13 protein-coding genes are annotated in these 16,945 nt (G+C 56.3%); 5 read left to right on the top strand and 8 right to left on the bottom strand.

Annotated elements, in window-relative coordinates:
- Window position 1: 1 nt before the first annotated feature.
- The 5 genes from TH4_RS10340 to TH4_RS10320 form a co-directional block, all read right to left on the bottom strand.
- A complete protein-coding gene (locus tag TH4_RS10340; protein ID WP_245227832.1) occupies window positions 2–1,378 on the bottom strand; it encodes an alpha,alpha-trehalase in 1,377 nt (458 codons plus the stop codon).
- A complete protein-coding gene (locus tag TH4_RS10335; RefSeq protein ID WP_064781058.1) occupies window positions 1,375–2,604 on the bottom strand; it encodes a carbohydrate ABC transporter permease in 1,230 nt (409 codons plus the stop codon). Before TH4_RS10335 ends, TH4_RS10340 begins: the two co-directional genes overlap by 4 nt.
- Window positions 2,604–3,917 carry a sugar ABC transporter permease gene (locus tag TH4_RS10330; protein WP_083997059.1) on the bottom strand — a complete coding sequence of 438 codons (1,314 nt, stop codon included), beginning with the start codon at window positions 3,915–3,917 and terminating at the stop codon, window positions 2,604–2,606. The genes TH4_RS10335 and TH4_RS10330 overlap by 1 nt, the downstream gene beginning before the upstream one ends.
- A 71-nt stretch (window positions 3,918–3,988) precedes the next feature.
- A complete protein-coding gene (locus TH4_RS10325; RefSeq protein ID WP_245227830.1) occupies window positions 3,989–5,476 on the bottom strand; it encodes an ABC transporter substrate-binding protein in 1,488 nt (495 codons plus the stop codon).
- A gap of 122 nt (window positions 5,477–5,598) precedes the next feature.
- Entirely contained in the window at window positions 5,599–6,684 is a 1,086-nt protein-coding gene (locus TH4_RS10320; RefSeq protein ID WP_157097738.1) for a substrate-binding domain-containing protein, read from the bottom strand.
- Between the two features lie 743 nt (window positions 6,685–7,427).
- On the opposite strand from TH4_RS10320, the gene TH4_RS10315 reads away from it, so the two are divergent.
- Window positions 7,428–8,588, top strand: coding sequence for an MFS transporter (locus tag TH4_RS10315; RefSeq protein ID WP_245227829.1), 1,161 nt, complete (start codon window positions 7,428–7,430; stop codon window positions 8,586–8,588).
- A 127-nt stretch (window positions 8,589–8,715) separates the two neighbouring features.
- On the opposite strand, the gene TH4_RS10310 is transcribed toward TH4_RS10315, so the two are convergent.
- Together TH4_RS10310 and nspC are read right to left on the bottom strand one after the other, a co-directional pair.
- Window positions 8,716–9,957, bottom strand: a complete 1,242-nt coding sequence (locus tag TH4_RS10310) for a saccharopine dehydrogenase family protein (protein WP_064781055.1) — start codon at window positions 9,955–9,957, stop codon at window positions 8,716–8,718.
- A 79-nt stretch (window positions 9,958–10,036) separates the two neighbouring features.
- A complete protein-coding gene (gene nspC, locus TH4_RS10305; protein ID WP_064781054.1) occupies window positions 10,037–11,134 on the bottom strand; it encodes a carboxynorspermidine decarboxylase in 1,098 nt (365 codons plus the stop codon).
- A 445-nt stretch (window positions 11,135–11,579) separates the two neighbouring features.
- Here nspC and TH4_RS10300 point away from each other — a divergent pair, with 445 nt between their 5' ends.
- Complete coding sequence (locus TH4_RS10300; RefSeq protein WP_008890016.1) at window positions 11,580–12,068, top strand: VOC family protein; 489 nt, start codon at window positions 11,580–11,582, stop codon at window positions 12,066–12,068.
- Between the two features lie 41 nt (window positions 12,069–12,109).
- Here TH4_RS10300 and TH4_RS10295 read toward each other — a convergent pair whose 3' ends face one another.
- Complete coding sequence (locus tag TH4_RS10295; protein WP_083997058.1) at window positions 12,110–13,141, bottom strand: LacI family DNA-binding transcriptional regulator; 1,032 nt, start codon at window positions 13,139–13,141, stop codon at window positions 12,110–12,112.
- A gap of 175 nt (window positions 13,142–13,316) precedes the next feature.
- Here TH4_RS10295 and TH4_RS10290 point away from each other — a divergent pair, with 175 nt between their 5' ends.
- The 3 genes from TH4_RS10290 to TH4_RS10280 all read left to right on the top strand — a co-directional run bounded on the left by TH4_RS10290 (window position 13,317) and on the right by TH4_RS10280 (window position 16,897).
- Window positions 13,317–14,870, top strand: a complete 1,554-nt coding sequence (locus TH4_RS10290; protein WP_064781053.1) for a sugar ABC transporter ATP-binding protein — start codon at window positions 13,317–13,319, stop codon at window positions 14,868–14,870.
- Window positions 14,863–15,876 carry an ABC transporter permease gene (locus TH4_RS10285; RefSeq protein ID WP_064781052.1) on the top strand — a complete coding sequence of 338 codons (1,014 nt, stop codon included), beginning with the start codon at window positions 14,863–14,865 and terminating at the stop codon, window positions 15,874–15,876. Before TH4_RS10290 ends, TH4_RS10285 begins: the two co-directional genes overlap by 8 nt.
- 64 nt (window positions 15,877–15,940) lie before the next feature.
- Window positions 15,941–16,897 carry an ABC transporter substrate-binding protein gene (locus TH4_RS10280; protein ID WP_040823275.1) on the top strand — a complete coding sequence of 319 codons (957 nt, stop codon included), beginning with the start codon at window positions 15,941–15,943 and terminating at the stop codon, window positions 16,895–16,897.
- Window positions 16,898–16,945 lie beyond the last annotated feature (48 nt).

Below are 16,945 nucleotides of genomic sequence, written 5' to 3'. Positions count from 1 at the left end.
TTTATGTGTTCTCCTGATCTGCGGTGCCGGTTTGGGAAAGGTGTGGGGTGATGGGCAAAGTTTCGGGACGGGCCGCCCAATAAAGCGACATCGATGCCGTCCACGAAAAATCCGTTCCCCCGCCACCACGGCCGGTCACCGGGCAGAAATATTCACGAAAATCGGATTGGTCGATAAGCGCCTGCGTGTCACGCCGGATGCGATCGGCAAGATCGGTTTCGCCATGTTCGATCAATCCGGTGGCGATCATCCAGTTGATCATCGCCCAGACCGGACCGCGCCAATAGCGAATGGAATCAAACAGTTCATGATTGGGATCAAAACTTGGAACCCCGTGTTTGACCTGCGACAGCCAGTAGGTCAGGGTTGCCGCCATCTTGGTTGCGCGCGCCGGTTCGACAGGCCCGGCAAACATCGCAAGCCAGCTTCCCGATGTCAGGCCGGTGGCGTGTTCATCGCGCCTGAGATCAAGCGTGACATAGCCGCCAACCGTTTCAGACCAAAGCTGTTCAAACCCGGCATCAAGACGGGCGAGGCGGGCGGTGGCGCGGGCGGCGATATCGTCCTGGCCCAGAAGCGTTGCCATATTGATCAGGTCGCGCTCGGCCCGGCGCAGGATGGCGTTCATGCCCGGTTCGGCGACCCAGAACGGGCAGTTACGCGCGATGTGGTCGGTGTTCCAATTGCAATCACGACCAAACCGGACCAGCGCCATGTAGTGATCGTAGTCGTCGTTTTTCGGACGTTCGTCCTTATTGACGATATCGGTATCGCGGCGGTGATAGGTGCCAACACCGGTGGTATCGATGAACGAAAGCGGGCGATCCCAGTCGGGCAAATTATCGCGGCCACTTTCCCATGGATGCATAATGGCAACCACACCGCGCCCATCCGGGTCACGGGCATCGAGAAACCATTGATGCCAGCGATCAAGTTTGGGCAGAAGTTTTGCTGCGCGGTCGCGATGGGCATCAATGTCTTCGGCCAGAAGCCGTTCGATCACGGTTGCCGCAACCGGTGGCTGGGTGATGCCCGATGTTGGCGGGGTTTTGGCAATATCGGTCGTGCCCCACTGTTCCGGTCCGGGGAAGTAGCTTTTTTCCTCCTTCCAGAAAATGATGTGCGGCACCATGCCGTTGTCCCATTGCGCGGAAAGCAGGCTTTCGACTTCCTGCCAAGCGCGATCAGAATCAAACACCGAAAAGCCAAGCGCGACCAGCGCACTATCCCAGTTCCACTGGAAAGGATAGAGCTTGGCACTTGGCACGGTATAGCCGCCGCGATCATTGCCAAGAAGGATGTCGGCCGCACGTCTGTTAGTACCCGTAAGCTGATCGAGGGATAGGCGCATCTGGCTCATCTGACTCATCTGGCTCATCCTTTGACACTCCCGGCGGTGAGGCCCTGCACAAGGAAACGTTCAAACCACAGGAAAATGACCAGGATCGGAACCGTTGCGATCACCGCACCGGCCATCAGATGTTGACGCGGAACTTCGGATGAATTGAGCGATACCACCCCGCGCGACAGGGTGAAGATGTCGGGATCATCGAGGAACATGAAGGCAAACAGGAATTCGTTCCAGGCGATCATGAAGACATAAAGCGACACCGATGCCAGGGCCGGCAAGGCGAGTGGCAGGGTGATTTTCCAGATGACGCCAATGCGCGACAAACCATCCATCAGACCGGCTTCTTCCAGTTCGGCCGGAAGGCCGCGGAAATAACCCTGCAGCATGTAAAGCGCCACGGGGACCGTGGTGGCCGGATAGACGATCAGAAGGCCAACCACCGTATTGCGCAGGCCAAGCTGGCTGAACACGGCATAAAGCGGGATGACCAGAACGATCATTGGCACGAGATAGATCAGCAGGATCGAACTTGAAAGTACCGTTTGTCCGGGGAACTTCAAACGCGCCACCGCATAGGCGCCGGGGATCGAGAAGGCCAGCGTGATCAAAACGGTGCAGACCGACACGATGGTCGAAATCAGCAGGAAGCGGCCAAAATTGAACTTGGTAAACAGTTCGACATAGCTGTCAAACAGGCTGGCAGCGCCCTGTGTCAGATCAATCGACAGATCCAGCGGGTTCAGGAACAGATCCTGCTGGTTTTTCAGGCTGGTCATCACCATCACATAAAATGGCAGGATGACGATCACGCTAAAGAACACAAAGCCAAAGCCCTTAAGCGTTCGGACAATCACCAGATCAATTTTGTAGCGTTTGAGCATGCCCGACTGAATGTCGATCAGCACTGCGCGGTTGGCAAAGGTCACGGCAAGCGCAATCAACCCGACGCCGAAGGCCTGAATAAGCGAACTTTCAGAGAAGGCCAGACTGAACGGTGCGCCAAAGGACACCAGCATCATGGTTATGATAACGCCAGCAAAGGCGACAAGATAAAGCCCCGGTGTGCGATCTGCGGGCGCGCGCAGCATGATGATGGCGGCATTGACTGCCCCGCCAAGCGCACCTGCCGAGATGATCGGTGTGGCCGGAAGGCCGGTGATCAGGGTCAGTGAAATGCCGGTGAGGGCAACCGCAATCGTGCCCCAAAGCAATCCGGTCAGCAGACCCAGAAGAAGACCCGTACCGATACGCATTACGAATCCTCCCGATGGACGAATTTGAAATAGAACACGGCAAACACCAGAAGCAGGATAAAGATGGCAACTGCCACTGCCGCCCCGGCCCCGAGGTTGGACAGGGCAAAGCCCTGTTCATAGACATCGACTGTCAGTGTGCGCGTGCCCGCCGCCCCGCCGGTCAGAAGGAAGATGTCGTCAAACTTGTTGAACGTCCAAATGAAGCGCAGCAGGAACAGGGTCGACAGAATGCCCAGAAGTTGCGGCAGGGAAATGTGCCAGAACTGTTGGAGCGGCGTGGCGCCATCGACCTCGGCGGCCTCGTACATATCTGATGAAATCGACTGCATGCGGGCCAGAATGAACAGGAAGGACAGCGGGAAATAGCGCCATGCCTCAAAGGCAATCACCGTTGCCAAGGCCAGCGGGAAATCGATGGTGAGCCCAAAAACATCAATGGGAATGTCGCGTTGACCAAAGAAGTTTACGCCTTCGTCGGCAAGGTTCATGCGCTGCAAGATGGCATTGAAGGTGCCATTGAACGGATCAAGCAGGATCACCCAGGTAAAGGCGACTGCGATCACGGGGGCGACATAGGGAAACAGGAAAAGCCCGCGAATGATCGACCGCCCGGCAAATGGTTTGTTGAGCATTTGTGCGGCAAACAGGCCCAGAACCAGTGCGCCCAAAGTGCCAAAGACGGTGTAGGTGATCGTCACCCACAGCACCGACCAGAATTCGTGGGAATCAAATATCCGCGCGAAGTTATCAAGGGTGAATTCACTGTTGGTCAGAATGTTTTCAGCCGTGCCGGTGACGGTTGGTTCGCTGTCACGCGGCGAGACGGGGTTGGCGGCAAACGTTTCATCAGCCACAGCGGTCATTTTAAGCCGGGTGCGTTCACCAGCCGGAAGACCATCAAGCGCACAGCGGACCTCAGACCCCGTGACCGTACAGACATCCCCCGGATCAGTGACCGTAATGCCCGCGGGCAATGTATCGGTCAGGACGACGTCGGTGATATCGCCGTCGCGCGATGAATTGCGAAGGCGATACTGGATTTCAAATTCCTGTCCGGCGATGTCAAAATCGCCCCGGACCCGTTCGGACACCACCGGGGTTGGCGGGCGCAAATCCGATAGTGTGACCGGCTTGACCGAAATCCAGAAATTGGCCAGCAACGGAAACAGGACAATGCCCATGACAATCAGAAATGTCGGGGCCAGCATCCAAAGGGCAAGCCGTGCTTCGCGCCGGGCCATCGGGCCCAGTTTGCCTTTGCGCGGCTGGCTGGTTGCCGGGGGTTGAGCGGTTGAGTTGGAAGGGGCCATCGTCTTGAAATCCGTTGTGAAAATCGGAAATCCGGGGCGCGGTGATAATCTGCGCCCCGGATCAAGATCGTTTATTCGATGTTGCTGACTTCTTCGTTGATCAGATCAGCAGTTGCATCGGCATCACGTTCGCCATCGATGAATTCGCGCACACGGCGATTGATGACCTGACTGTTGATGATGCGCGATGCCTTGGCCAACTGGCCTTCGGCAACACCCCAACGGTTTGCGGTTTCAAGACCGGATACGATATCGGTGATGACGGCCGGGTCATAGAGCTCTGACAGCGGCTTTTTGCGGTCCACACCAACCGGCAGGGTCGACCATGCCTTAACAAATTCATCCGGATTGTCGGCGGTGCCATGACGGACCGGGAATTTGCCTTCGGGTGCGATGGAAAGGGTGCTGGTGTAACCTTCACCGAGCGAGAATTTGACAAATTCCTCTGCCGGGTCGGTATCGGCATCATTGGTGATACCGAAATAGCGGATGTCACCCCAGGCCGCGCCATTCGGATTGGACGGGCCCATCAGGCGGGTGACAACACCGGTTTTAGAGGCAAGCTCGCCCGAGGTCGGGTCGTTATTGATGGTGGGCGGCGCACTGTCGCGCAGGCCTGCCAGTTCATCAAGGATGAAGGGCGACCAGATGATCATCGCTGCTTTGCCTGCGAAGTAAACCTCGCGCGACTGTTTCCAGTACAGATCACCGGGGGGCGATGCGTCGGCGAGTTTTTTATAAAACTCAAGCGCCTCGACGAGCTTTGCCTTGTCAAAGCCGACCGAGCCATCGGCGGCCACCGGGGTCGCGCCGTTTGCCAGGAAGACATGTTCGAGCACCTGGCTCATGAAGTTTTCGTCGATCTTGGTCGCAGCGACGAAGCCATACATTTCAGGCGGATTGTGCAGGGCTTCGATGGCCTTGACGATATTGGCGTAGGTGTTGGGGGCCTCCAGGCCGGCTTCGTCAAACAGGTCCTTGCGATAAAGCACCATCTGGGTCCAGCCATCTGATGGCACTGCGGCAACTTCGCCATCGAAATCAGCCATGCTGAGTGCGGCCGGTGCGAAGGTATCCTTGCCCAGCTGGTTGACGACTTCGTTATTGGCCTCGGTATCGAGGATGCCGGCCTCGGACCAGGGCAGGACATATTGCAGGGTCAGATAAATGACGTCTGGCAAGTCACCGGCGGCGTAGGCCGCGGTGGCACGCGTGCCAAGTTCGGTTTCAGTGACCGGAATGACTTCGACAGAGGTGCCGGTTTTGGCTTCGAACTCCTTGGCCATTTCTTCTTGCTTGGCCAGGCGTTCGGGTTGTTCTTCGGTGGTCCAGAACCGCAGTTGCGCACTGGCGATGCTGGTGGAAACCAGCAGACCAGCGGCAGCAAGCGTTAAAGCACGTGCAATACCAACGGCTCGGATTCCTGACCGGTTGGACTGTCTTGTCGCGTCTGCTGGCGAGGCGTGTTTCGCGCCGTGGTCTTTATGACCAAAAGCGTGACACAACGATGTCCAGAGGGCGCGACAAGACAGCCCTTTGGGTGGGGCAAACTCGCCCATCGGCTGCGTTCCGTCGCTTGCCCATATCCCCGATATGACCGGCGCGACGCGCCTCGCCGCCTGGACGAGTTTGCCTCCATCAAACCGATCAGGAATCCGAGCCGTTGGTATAGACCTTGTTTTCATGAGATGCCTCCCTTGGCATTTGCGGCCAGCTTCAATGCTGGCGGGTTGGCTGACCCACGGACGGTCAGCGATGCTTCCCACAGGATTTGGGAAAATACGGATGCAGGCGAATTTGCCTTGTTCGCCTGCGCAACAACGATCCGCCCGACTTCACGGCCGATCTGATAGCTGGCCTGGCTCATGGTGGTCAGGCCGGGATGAATGGCCTCGCCCATCGGCAGGCCATCAAAACCAATCACGGACATTTCCGATCCGACGTCGATACCGGCATGGGCCAGCGCATGGATCGCGCCGATGGCAACGGCATCGGTGACGCACAAAATGGCGGTCGGATGATCGGGCAGTTTGAGAATTTCCAAAACGGCCTCGCGGGCAGCCAGTTCGTTGGTGATGCCGTCATGCATGTAGCCCGGCGCGATATCGCAGCCATTGGCCTTGGTCGCGGCAAGATATCCCGCGCGGCGTTGCCAGGCGTAATTAAGTTCGGGATCGCCGCCGAGATAGGCGATTTTGCGATGGCCAAGGCCGACAAGGTAATTCACCGCATCGACAAAGGCCTTTTCATTGTCGATATCAAGCCATGCGTAATCGTCACAGTTTTCGGTGCGGCCTTGGGCCACAAACGGGATATGGGATGTGCGCAGGAAATCGATGCGCGGATCATGGCGTTTGGTGCGGGCAACCACAAAGCCGCCGACCTTGCCTGATTGGATCAGGCGGTCCATGACTTCGACCTCGTCATGACCATCAGGGACGGCCGAGACCAGCAAGTCCCAGTCAGACAGGGCCAGTTCGGTGGCAAGCCCGTCGAGAATTTCGGCCAGAAACGGATCAATCTGATGACCGTCACGCGCAGGCAGGACAAAGCCGATGGTTTCAACAACACCACGGGCAAGACGCCGTGCGGTGGTCGAGGGGCGATAGCCCAGCTCATCGGCGGCCTTGCGCACACGGGCGACGGTCTTTTCAGCGATATCGGGATAATTGTTAAGCGCGCGCGAAACGGTTCCCTCGGACAAACCAAGATGTTTGGCCAGCCGGGCAATCGACATGGTTTCGTTTTGCTTCCGAACGCGCGGCACGGAACCTCCCTGAGTGTCTTCGTTAGAGCCTGTTGCATCAAATTTGCCTCACTTTGCCGAGGACATCCTTCTGTCCGGCAAAGAAAGGTCCGCTGTGCGTAGCGGGGCTACGGTAAAAGGACCTTGACGCTGCGGGGCGGAAGAATGTCCCGGCCCACAGGGTTTGTTTTTGGCGGCGTTTCGCGGCGTTACACCGTTTGACCGATGCGCCGCATCGCTCTGCACGCTGTGCCTTGCCAAACGACACACCAAAAACAAACAAAGCGAAGCAAATTTAATGCAACAGGCTCTACTGCTTTTCACCGCCTTTTTGACGGTGTTTGATGCTCCGAAACCGCTTTCGGAACAGGGAAACGCTATCCGAAACCGCTTTCGGTTGTCAAACAGTTGATTTTGAACGATTTATTTTGCAACGCGGCAGCGGGGTCAGGCTACCCGCAAGGGTGGGGAAAAATCGCGTGTAATTCATGCACGCCAAGCCTTCTGCGTAAATTCATCAACCAAAGGTATAGAATTCAGTGCGCGCCGTATTTTGCGGCGCAAACCTTTGTGTTGCCGGGCGTGGGCTGTGTGTTTTGGCTTGTTGGACGGTGACTCGCGCCGTTACTTTATCCAAGGCGGTGTGTGATGCGAACATCGGCAATCTGGTTGGGGATGGTTCCGTTAGCGAACGGACCTCGTTTTTATCTGCTAAGTATTGAATTTCCTTGCCTAAAACAGGGAAAACCCTATCTCATGGCATGATGACAGACCAAAATGCCGAGATTAATCCGAATGCCATACGGCAAGTAAAGGTTCTGGCCCTGCTTGGCGCGGTGTTGCTTGTCGGGTCGAATTCGTTTGTTTTAAGCCCGATCCTGTCCGAAGTTGCAGGCGGGCTTTCGACGCAGCCCTATCACGTGGCCTGGGCGATTTCGGCGTTCGGGGCGGCGACGGCCCTATCGGCGCTGACCCTGGCTGGGATGATTGACCGGATGTCGGTCGGGCGTGTTTTGGGCGGTGCGGCCCTTTTATTGGCGGTGGCGCAGGTTTCAAGCGCGCTCAGCCAGCATTGGATGTGGCTGTGCCTGTCGCAGGCGCTGGCCGGGGTGGCGGTTGGTGTGTTGTTGCCGGGATCCTATGCCACGGTCACCGCCACAGCCCCCAAGGGGCGCGAGGCAGCACGGCTTGGTGTGGTTCTGACCGGGTGGGCGTTATCATTGGTGGTGGCAGTCCCCGCCGCGGCGTTCATTACTGAGCATCTTGGCTGGCGGATGGTTTATTTCCTGATGGCCGGGTTGTCGGTCCTGGTGGCCGGTATTCTGGTGATGTTGCTGTCGGATGTGCGCGGCGGGATGAGCAAGCGGACATCGCCCTTACGCGCATTTCGGCTGCCGGGTGTGTGGCAATTGCTGGCAGTGATGCTGGTTTATATGACGGCGTTTTACGGCTGTTTTGCGTTTTTCGGGGTCGGTGTGCGCACGGCCTTTGACCTGTCAGCACAGGGCAGCGGTATGTTTGTCATGGCCTATGGCGTGGGGTTTGGCGTCATGGGATTTGTTTTGGGGGTGATATCGCCCAAAATTACCCGCGGGTATTTGTGTCTGGTGTTGCTGGCGATTGCGACAAGCTATGCCACCTGGGGATTGACCCTGCAAAGCCAGACCAGCGCCATGGCCGGAACCGCCATTTGGGGGATGCTTAATCAGCTTGGTCTGAATGCGATGGTGGTGTCGCTGAACCGTCAGGCGTCTGATGCGCGCGGGGCGGTGATGGGGCTTAATAGTGCGGTGACCTATTCGGCCGTGTTTGCCGGGCCGATGATCATGGGACCGATATATGCCGGGTTCGGCTTTGCCGCCGTGGCCGGGTTTGGAGCCGTTCTGGTGATGTGTGGTGTGATCGTCAGTTGGCGACGCGCCTGAGATCTGGAATCTATCGCGGTTCGAATGGCGCGGGATTCCCGCCTGCGCGGGAATGACGACCTTATCAAAAACGCAAAATGGCGGGCAATGTGTGCCCGCCATTTCGTTTGTATTTTGTGAGGTGCGCTTAGGAGAAGTCGAGTGCGCGGTCGCCGTTGGCGTCCTTGATGCGGGTCGGAAGACCCATGCCGTTGAGCAGGTTGAGGAACGGTTTGGATGGCAGTTCTTCGACGTTTGCCATCTTTTTCACGTCCCACTCGCCGGTTGCGATCAGCATTGCAGCCGCGACGGGCGGCACGCCTGCGGTATAGGAAATGCCCTGGCTTCCGACTTCGTTGTAGGCGTCCTTGTGGTCCGCCACGTTATAGATCAGGACTTCGGTTTCCTTGCCGTCTTTCGTACCCTTGACCAGATCACCGATGCAGGTCTTGCCGGTATAGTCCGGTGCCAAGGAGCTTGGGTCCGGCAGGCAGGCCTTGACGACCTTGAGCGGCACGACTTCGAGGCCCTCGGCCGTGGTGACCGGTTTTTCGGACAGCAGGCCGATGTTTTTCAGGACCGTGAAGACATTGACGTAGTGATCGCCAAAGCCCATCCAGAAGCGGACGTTGGGCACGTCAAGGTTCTGGGACAGGGAATGGACTTCGTCATGGCCGGTCATGAAGGTCTGGCTTTCGCCGACAACCGGCATGTCCCAGATCTTTTTGACTTCGAACATCTTGTTGGCCTGCCATTTGCTGTCCTGCCAGGAATAGACCGTGCCGGTGAATTCGCGGAAGTTGATTTCCGGGTCGAAGTTGGTGGCAAAGTATTTGCCGTGGCTGCCGGCATTGATGTCGATGATGTCGATCGAGTCAATTTTATCGAAGTAATCTTCGACAGCCAGTTTGGCATAGGCGTTCACTACACCCGGATCGAAGCCGACACCAAGGATTGCGGTCGTGCCAGCGGCTTCGCATTCTTCGCGGCGCTTCCATTCATAGTTGGCATACCATGGCGGGGTTTCGCAGATTTTGTCCTGCTCTTCATGGATGGCGGTATCGAGATAGGCGACACCGGTTTTGATGCAGGCCGACATGACCGGCATGTTGATAAAGGCAGAGCCGACATTAATGACGATCTGGCAGCCGGTTTTTTCGATCAGGGCCGCGGTTGCATCGACATCGGTTGCATCGAGCGCGTGACCTTCAAGAACGCCTTGCTCTTTAAGGTTTTTCTTTTCGTGGATGCTGTCGATGATGGACTGGCACTTTGATGCCGTACGCGATGCGATATGAATATCGCCAAGCACGTCATTATGCTGCGCGCATTTATGTGCAACGACCTGGGCGACGCCACCTGCGCCGATAATCAGAACATTCTTTTTCATGTCGGGCCAAAAACTCCCCTGTTTTGAGAGGTGGGGAAACACTTCCCCGGTTCGCTATGAAAACTGCGCTTTCGTGTTTTTACGAAAGGCTCGAAACGTAGTCGTCAAAGGTGAACTCACGCACAACGCGCTCTGTTCCGTCGAGTTCCCGGATCACGATGGACGGCATGCCGACCCCGTTAAACCAGTTCTTTTTGACCATGGTGTAACCGGCCGCATCCTGGATGGAGATACGGTCGCCGACCTTGATCTCGTTTTCGAAATCAAATTCGCCAAACACGTCACCCGCAAGGCACGATTTGCCACAGATCATGTAGGGGTGATCACCCGTGTTCGGCAGGACCTTGGCATTTTCGCGATAGATCAGAAGATCAAGCATGTGGGCTTCGATCGAGCTATCAACGATGGCAAGGTTCTTGCCGTTAAACAGGGTATCCAGCACCGTGACCTCAAGGGTGGTGCTTTTGGTGATCGATGCTTCGCCGGGTTCAAGATAAACCTGCACGCCGAATTTCTCGGAAAACGCCTTGAGCCGCGCGCAGAATTTATCGAGCGGGTAGTTTTCACCAGTGAAATGGATGCCGCCGCCGAGGCTGACCCATTCAACGCGCGCCAGAAGTGAGCCAAACTTTTCCTCGATATTGCCCAGCATCTGATCAAACAGATCAAAGTCGGCGTTTTCGCAGTTATTGTGGATCATGAAGCCAGAAATCCGGTCCATCACCGCTTCGACCTTGGCGACATCCCATTCGCCCAGACGCGAGAACGGGCGGGCCGGATCGGCGAGATCAAAGCTTGAGGTCGAGACCTGCGGGTTCAGGCGCAGACCACGCACGATGCCAGATGCCTGATCGGCAAAGCGGGTGAGCTGGCTGATGGAATTGAAGATGATCTTGTCGGCATTTTCAATGACTTCGCCGATCTCGTCATCGGAATAGGCGACGCTATAGGCGTGGGTTTCCTTGCCGAATTTTTGACGGCCGAGCTTGACTTCATAGAGCGACGAAGACGTGGTGCCGTCCATGTATTCGGACATGAAGTCAAACACCGACCAGGTCGCAAAGCATTTCAGCGCAAGCAACGCCTTGGCACCGGAATGTTCGCGCACATAGGCGATCTTTTCCATGTTGCTTTTAAGCTTGGACTTGTCGATCAGATAATAGGGCGTTGCGGGCATGGACGGCTCTCTACAACTATGTCACGGGGAATGCGGGTGAACTCGGAACGCGCGATCACGCTGTCAGGTTCCGGGTTTGGGCAAAATCACCAAATTGGTGGGGGCAACCGGCTTTTCTAGTGGTCAGCCTGACGGTGCGTCATCCAATAGACGGAGACAGATAAACTGTATTCATTCATCAGATGCCTCCATCCTTCGGGTTTGCCAAATGCGTTTTGCTGCGTCCCAATAGCAGCGGGGGCAGGGGCGGTCAATACTGCAATGTCGCCTTTATTAGGCGATTTCGCGCCTCTGTGCATGTTGTGGTTTCATGACGGTTTGATCAAGGGGCAATCGCATTGATTTCGAAGGGCCATTGCCCCATCTGTTGATCATGGGGCGCATTCATGATTACCATCATGGTGTCGCGCCCGTAACACGGATACATTCAGACGGAGGAGGCCCCATGTCACCTGCACCTGTAAGTGTCGACCATCTTGCATTTCCGACCCGCGATCTTGAGGCGACCGACCATTTTTATTCCAAAGTGGTGGGCGCAACACTGGTCCACGCGGAAAGTGGCTATAGCCCGTCGTGGAAATCCGATTATTTGCTGATTACCTATGCGCTGCCCGATGGCACGCGCCTGTCCTTCTTTGACTGGCCGGCCGATACCGGGCCTTATCCCGATGATCCAAACATGCCCGATGATGTGTTTCATATCGGGTTGCGCTGTGCCGCGCCGCGCGATGTGATCGCCTGGCAGAACCATCTGTTCCAGCACAAGGTGGTGTATCACAGCGAAGATGACGGCAAGTCGCGCCGGTTATTTATGCGCGATCCCAATGGTATCCGGTTTGAAATCTTTGCCTCTGAAATTGCCAAATCCGGCGAGGATCATGAAGGAAACGCGCGTTCCGTCATGGGCGAGTGGCAGAAGATTGCCAGTGCCTGAGATTAGAGGTGCCTGAGATTGCAGATGCCTAAGAGGGGCCGCTAACCGGGGCAGGGGCCGGTGCTTTGACGGACGATCAGTTCGGTCGGGATGATTACCGGCCCGGTTTCGCCGTGCGACGGCGGCGTTTTTGATCCCAGACGATCCAGAAGCAAAGCAATCGCCTGTTCGCCCAGACGGCGGCGGGGTTGGCGGACGGTTGTGATCGGCGGGTCATAGGCCGCGGCATGCGGAATATCGTCAAAGCCGACAACCGATAGATCATGCGGGATGCGAAGCCCGTATTCCTTGGCCGCGACAATCACCCCGATCGCCATGCCGTCACTGGCGCAACACACCGCCGTTGGTCGGGTCTTTGGATCGGCCAGAAGCGCACGACCGGCGGCAATGCCGGAATCGATGGAAAAATCGCCGCGATAAATCAGGCCTGGTTCGTGGGTGATGCCGGCTGATTTCAGGGCGCGGCGATATCCGGTCACGCGATCCGTGGTCAGGATGTTGCCCGTCGGGCCACTGACATGGGCGATGCGGGTATGGCCGAGATCAATCAGATGGTTGGTCGCAACAAAGGATGCCTCGTCATTATCAATGATGACGGTTGGCAGCGCACATCCCGGAATGCGTTCGCAGGCAATCACCACGGGTGGTGTGGCGTTTGCCGGGGCCTTGGCAAGTGGTGCCGGAAGCCTGCCATTGAGCAGGATCATCGCATCGGCCTGATTGCTGCGCAGATAGGCGGCATAGGTTGCTTCGCGTTCGGGATCGTTTTGCGTATCGCCAATCAGGACATTGTAGCCTGCCTGGCTGGCACCCTTTTCAATGCCGGACAGAATCGCCGAAAAGAAAGGGTTTCCGATATCGGGCACCAGCAAAAGAATCATCCCCGAACGGTTCAGACGCAGGTTCCGGGCCATGACATTGGCGGTGTAACCGGTCGCGGCGATGGCTGTTTGCACTCTTTCGCGTGTGGTTTCGGAAACCACATTGGGTTTGTGCAAGGCCCGGCTGACAGTGGCAATAGACACCCCTGCCTGGCGGGCAACATCTTCAATCGTCGCGATTTTTTCAGTCATTCTTCTTCCTACTCCGCCGGTTGCAGGCTGTCCAGCGGCATTCGACGCCCGGATCGGCAGGTGATTTTGATCACTCCGAGCAAAATGTAAAGGTTTACATCGAAAATGAAAACGTTTACACAAGCCTTAATAAGCAGTTGATCGCAAGAAATGCGACGCTAGGGAGGATATATTCATGACGGATGCGGCTGTTCACGCCGTTAATCCCGATCAGCAGGCGCGCGTGCGGCTGTCCGGTCGGGAGATTTGCAAGTCATTTGGCCCGGCACAGGTGCTTTTCGATGTTTCCATCGATCTGCATGCGGGGGAAGTGCATGCGCTTTTGGGCGAAAATGGTGCGGGCAAATCGACCTTAGTGAAAATCCTGTCTGGCTATCATCAGCCGACCAGCGGCGCGCTTAGTCTTGATCAGGCTGAAGTCACGTTTGAAGACAGTGAAGTTGCCGAAAATCATGGTGTCATCCTGATCCATCAGGAACTGAACCTGGCCGAGCAACTGACCGTCGAAGAAAACATTTTCCTTGGCCGCGAGATCAAGCGGGGCTGGTTCCTTGACAAGGCGGCGATGCGCGCAGAAGCAAAAAAGCTTCTGGATCAATTGCAATGCGATGTCGATCCGCGCACGCGCATCAAGGATCTTGCGGTTTCGGACCGTCAGATGGTCGAAATTGCCAAGGCGCTTTCGAAAAATGCCGATATTCTGATCCTTGATGAACCGACCGCGGTCTTGACCGGGCGCGAAGTTGATATCCTGTTTGATCAGATCCGGCGCCTGCGCGAACAGGGTGTCGCGATCCTTTACATTTCCCACAAGCTGGACGAGATCAAGGCGATTGCCGACCGGGTGACGGTTTTGCGCGATGGCCGCCTGATCACGACCGAACCGGTGGCCGAAGTTGAAAAAGACGACATGGCGCGCCTGATGGTGGGCCGCGATATCAAACAGATGTTCCCCGACCGCGCACCGGTTGAGGCCCATGATGTGGCCATGTCTGTCCGCAATCTATCCGTTGACGGCCAGGTGCGTGACGCCAGCTTTGATCTGCGTCGCGGCGAAGTTCTGGGCTTTGCCGGGATTGTCGGGGCCGGGCGGACAGCCTTGATGGAGGCGATCATTGGCCTGCGCGACAGATCATCTGGCGAGATCGAACGCAATGGCGAGCCGGTTTCGATCCACAGCCTGCAAGATGCCAAAAAATGTGGCATTGCCTATCTGACCAAGGATCGCAAGGGCAGCGGGTTGTTGCTGAATATGGATATGCGGCCCAACCTGACTTTGCTGGCACTTGAAAAATTCGGGACCGTGATCCTCAATCGCAAGGCCGAAGAAGCCGCACTGGCAAACGCGATCGAGGCCTTTGATATTCGCGCGGCCGATCCGAAAGCCAAGGTCGGTGATTTTTCCGGCGGCAATCAGCAAAAGCTGTTGTTGGCGAAGGTCATGGAAACCGACCCGGAAGTCGTGATCATCGACGAGCCGACGCGCGGCATCGATATCGGCACCAAAAGCCAGATTTATCATTTCATCGGCGATCTTACCAAACGCGGTAAATCCGTCATTCTCCTGTCGTCTGAAATGCCGGAAATGCTTGGCCTGTCTGATCGCATCGCGGTCATGGCGGCGGGGCGTATCACCGGCATTCTCGAAGGAAACGACCGCAACGAGCATGAAATCATGCGGCACGCGACAGGAATTTCAGGCAAGCAGGGAGTGTCTGTTCATGAGTAGCCTTGAGCGCTCTGAAGCTTCGACTTCGAGTGGTTTCAATATCGATTTCAAAGCCTTGGGTCCGTTTTTGGCCCTCGTTGGCCTGTTTGTTCTGGGCACGGTTATTAATGACGCGTTCCTGAGCGGCGGCAACCTTTCGAATATTTTCACCCGTGCGGCCTTTATCGGCATCATCGCGGTGGGTGCGACCTTTGTGATCACCGCGGGCGGCATTGACCTTTCGGTGGGCTCCATGGCGGCGTTTATTTCGGGTGCGATGATTGTTGTGATGAACACGCTTGTCGCAACGCTGGGGGCCGGGATCGAGACGGTTTTGATCGGTGTGGTGTTGTCAGTCTTGCTGGGGATTGCGGCCGGTGCCGTCAATGGCCTGGTCAGTACCAAGGGCAAGATCGAAGCGTTTATCGTCACACTTGGCACCATGGGGATTTACCGGTCGCTTGTGACCTATATGGCTGATGGCGGGACGCTGTCGCTTGATTTTGATGTGCGCGGTGTTTATCGCCCGGTCTATTACGGCGACATTCTGGGCATTCCTGTGCCGGTGCTTGTGTTCTTTGCCGTGGCGGTTGCGGGCTATGTTTTGCTGAACATGACGCCGTTCGGGCGGAAATGCTTTGCGATTGGCTCAAACGAGCAGGTTGCGCGGTATTCGGCAATCCATGTCGACCGTGTGAAGACCCTGACCTATGTCATTCAGGGGCTGTGCGTATCGGTTGCGACCATCATTTATGTGCCGCGTCTTGGGTCGGCCTCAAGCTCGACCGGGGTGCTTTGGGAACTTGAAGCGATTGCTGCCGTGATCATTGGTGGCACGATGCTTAAGGGTGGCTATGGCCGGATCTGGGGCACGGTGATCGGCGCGATCATGCTGACCACGATTGGCAATATTCTGAATTTGACGGATGCGATCAGTAACTATCTGAACGGAGCAGTTCAGGGTCTGATCATCATCGTTGCGGTATTCCTGCAGAGCGGGGACTGGCGACGCAAAAAGAGCAAATAACCGGCGATCAACGTCCGGGAAGAATGTGAAAACGCATCATTTTTTTGATCAGGAGGAAACGTTGATGAAAACGTTTACAAAATATCTGGGGGCCGCCTGTGTTCTGGGCCTTGGTTTGGCATCGACCGGTGCAATCGCACAGGAAAAGATCAAGATCGGGGTTTCGATCCCGGCAGCGACCCATGGTTGGGCAGGTGGCCTGAACTGGCATGCCGAACAGGCCGAAAAGCGTATTGAGGCAACCTATCCCAATATCGATGTCATTGTGGTCAGCGCGAATGGTGCAACCGAACAGGCAAACGACCTTGAAGATCTGGTGTCGGTTCAGAATATCGACGCTCTGGTCGTTCTGCCGTTTGAATCTGATCCGCTGACCGTTCCGGTCCAGCAGGTCAAACAGGCGGGCAAGTTTGTTACCGTGGTTGACCGTGGTCTTTCGCTTCCGGGGATTGAAGACGTCTATGTTGCGGGCAACAACCCGGAACTTGGCCGTGTTTCGGGCGAGTACATCCGTGAACGCCTGAATGACGAAGGCAAGATCGTTGTTCTGCGCGGCATTCCGACCACGATCGATACCGAGCGTGTGGACGCGTTTGTCGAAGCGCTTGACGGCTCGAACATCGAAATCCTTGATATGAAACATGCCAACTGGAACCGTGATGACGGCTATGAAGTGATGCAGGACTTCCTGTCGCGCTTCCCGGAAATCAATGCGGTCTGGGCGCAGGATGACGACATCGCGCTTGGCGTGATCGAGGCCGTCAAACAGGCTGATCGTACCGATGAGATGTTCATCGTTGGCGGTGCTGGCATGAAAGACATCATCAAACGCGTGATGGATGGCGATGAACTGACCCCGATTGACGTTCTGTATCCGCCGGCAATGATCGCAACTGCGATGGATGTGACGGTTATGAAGTTCACCTCCAATGCGCCGGTTGAAGGTCGCTATATCCTGGGTGCGACCGTTGTTACCCAGGAAAATGCCGAGAACTTCTATTTCCCGGACAGCCCGTTCTAAACGAACTTTGGTTGGGACAAGCACTCTTGCGTCGGGCGGTCGCCGCCC

This window comes from Thalassospira tepidiphila MCCC 1A03514 (genome assembly GCF_001662875.1).
Lineage (GTDB): Bacteria > Pseudomonadota > Alphaproteobacteria > Rhodospirillales > Thalassospiraceae > Thalassospira > Thalassospira tepidiphila.
This window is presented reverse-complemented; position numbering and strand designations above follow the sequence as displayed.

Excerpts from the sequence above, each read along its gene's own strand:
- TH4_RS10340 (WP_245227832.1), bottom strand. The coding sequence starts at position 1,378 with ATGAGCCAGATGAGTCAGATGAGCCAGATGCGCCTATCCCTCGATCAG.
- TH4_RS10325 (WP_245227830.1), bottom strand. The coding sequence starts at position 5,476 with ATGGGCGAGTTTGCCCCACCCAAAGGGCTGTCTTGTCGCGCCCTCTGG.
- TH4_RS10295 (WP_083997058.1), bottom strand. The coding sequence starts at position 13,141 with ATGACTGAAAAAATCGCGACGATTGAAGATGTTGCCCGCCAGGCAGGG.
- TH4_RS10330 (WP_083997059.1), bottom strand. The coding sequence starts at position 3,917 with ATGGCCCCTTCCAACTCAACCGCTCAACCCCCGGCAACCAGCCAGCCG.
- TH4_RS10280 (WP_040823275.1), top strand. The coding sequence starts at position 15,941 with ATGAAAACGTTTACAAAATATCTGGGGGCCGCCTGTGTTCTGGGCCTT.
- TH4_RS10315 (WP_245227829.1), top strand. The coding sequence starts at position 7,428 with ATGACAGACCAAAATGCCGAGATTAATCCGAATGCCATACGGCAAGTA.
- TH4_RS10310 (WP_064781055.1), bottom strand. The coding sequence starts at position 9,957 with ATGAAAAAGAATGTTCTGATTATCGGCGCAGGTGGCGTCGCCCAGGTC.
- TH4_RS10290 (WP_064781053.1), top strand. The coding sequence starts at position 13,317 with ATGACGGATGCGGCTGTTCACGCCGTTAATCCCGATCAGCAGGCGCGC.
- nspC (WP_064781054.1), bottom strand. The coding sequence starts at position 11,134 with ATGCCCGCAACGCCCTATTATCTGATCGACAAGTCCAAGCTTAAAAGC.
- TH4_RS10300 (WP_008890016.1), top strand. The coding sequence starts at position 11,580 with ATGTCACCTGCACCTGTAAGTGTCGACCATCTTGCATTTCCGACCCGC.
- TH4_RS10335 (WP_064781058.1), bottom strand. The coding sequence starts at position 2,604 with ATGCGTATCGGTACGGGTCTTCTTCTGGGTCTGCTGACCGGATTGCTT.
- TH4_RS10285 (WP_064781052.1), top strand. The coding sequence starts at position 14,863 with ATGAGTAGCCTTGAGCGCTCTGAAGCTTCGACTTCGAGTGGTTTCAAT.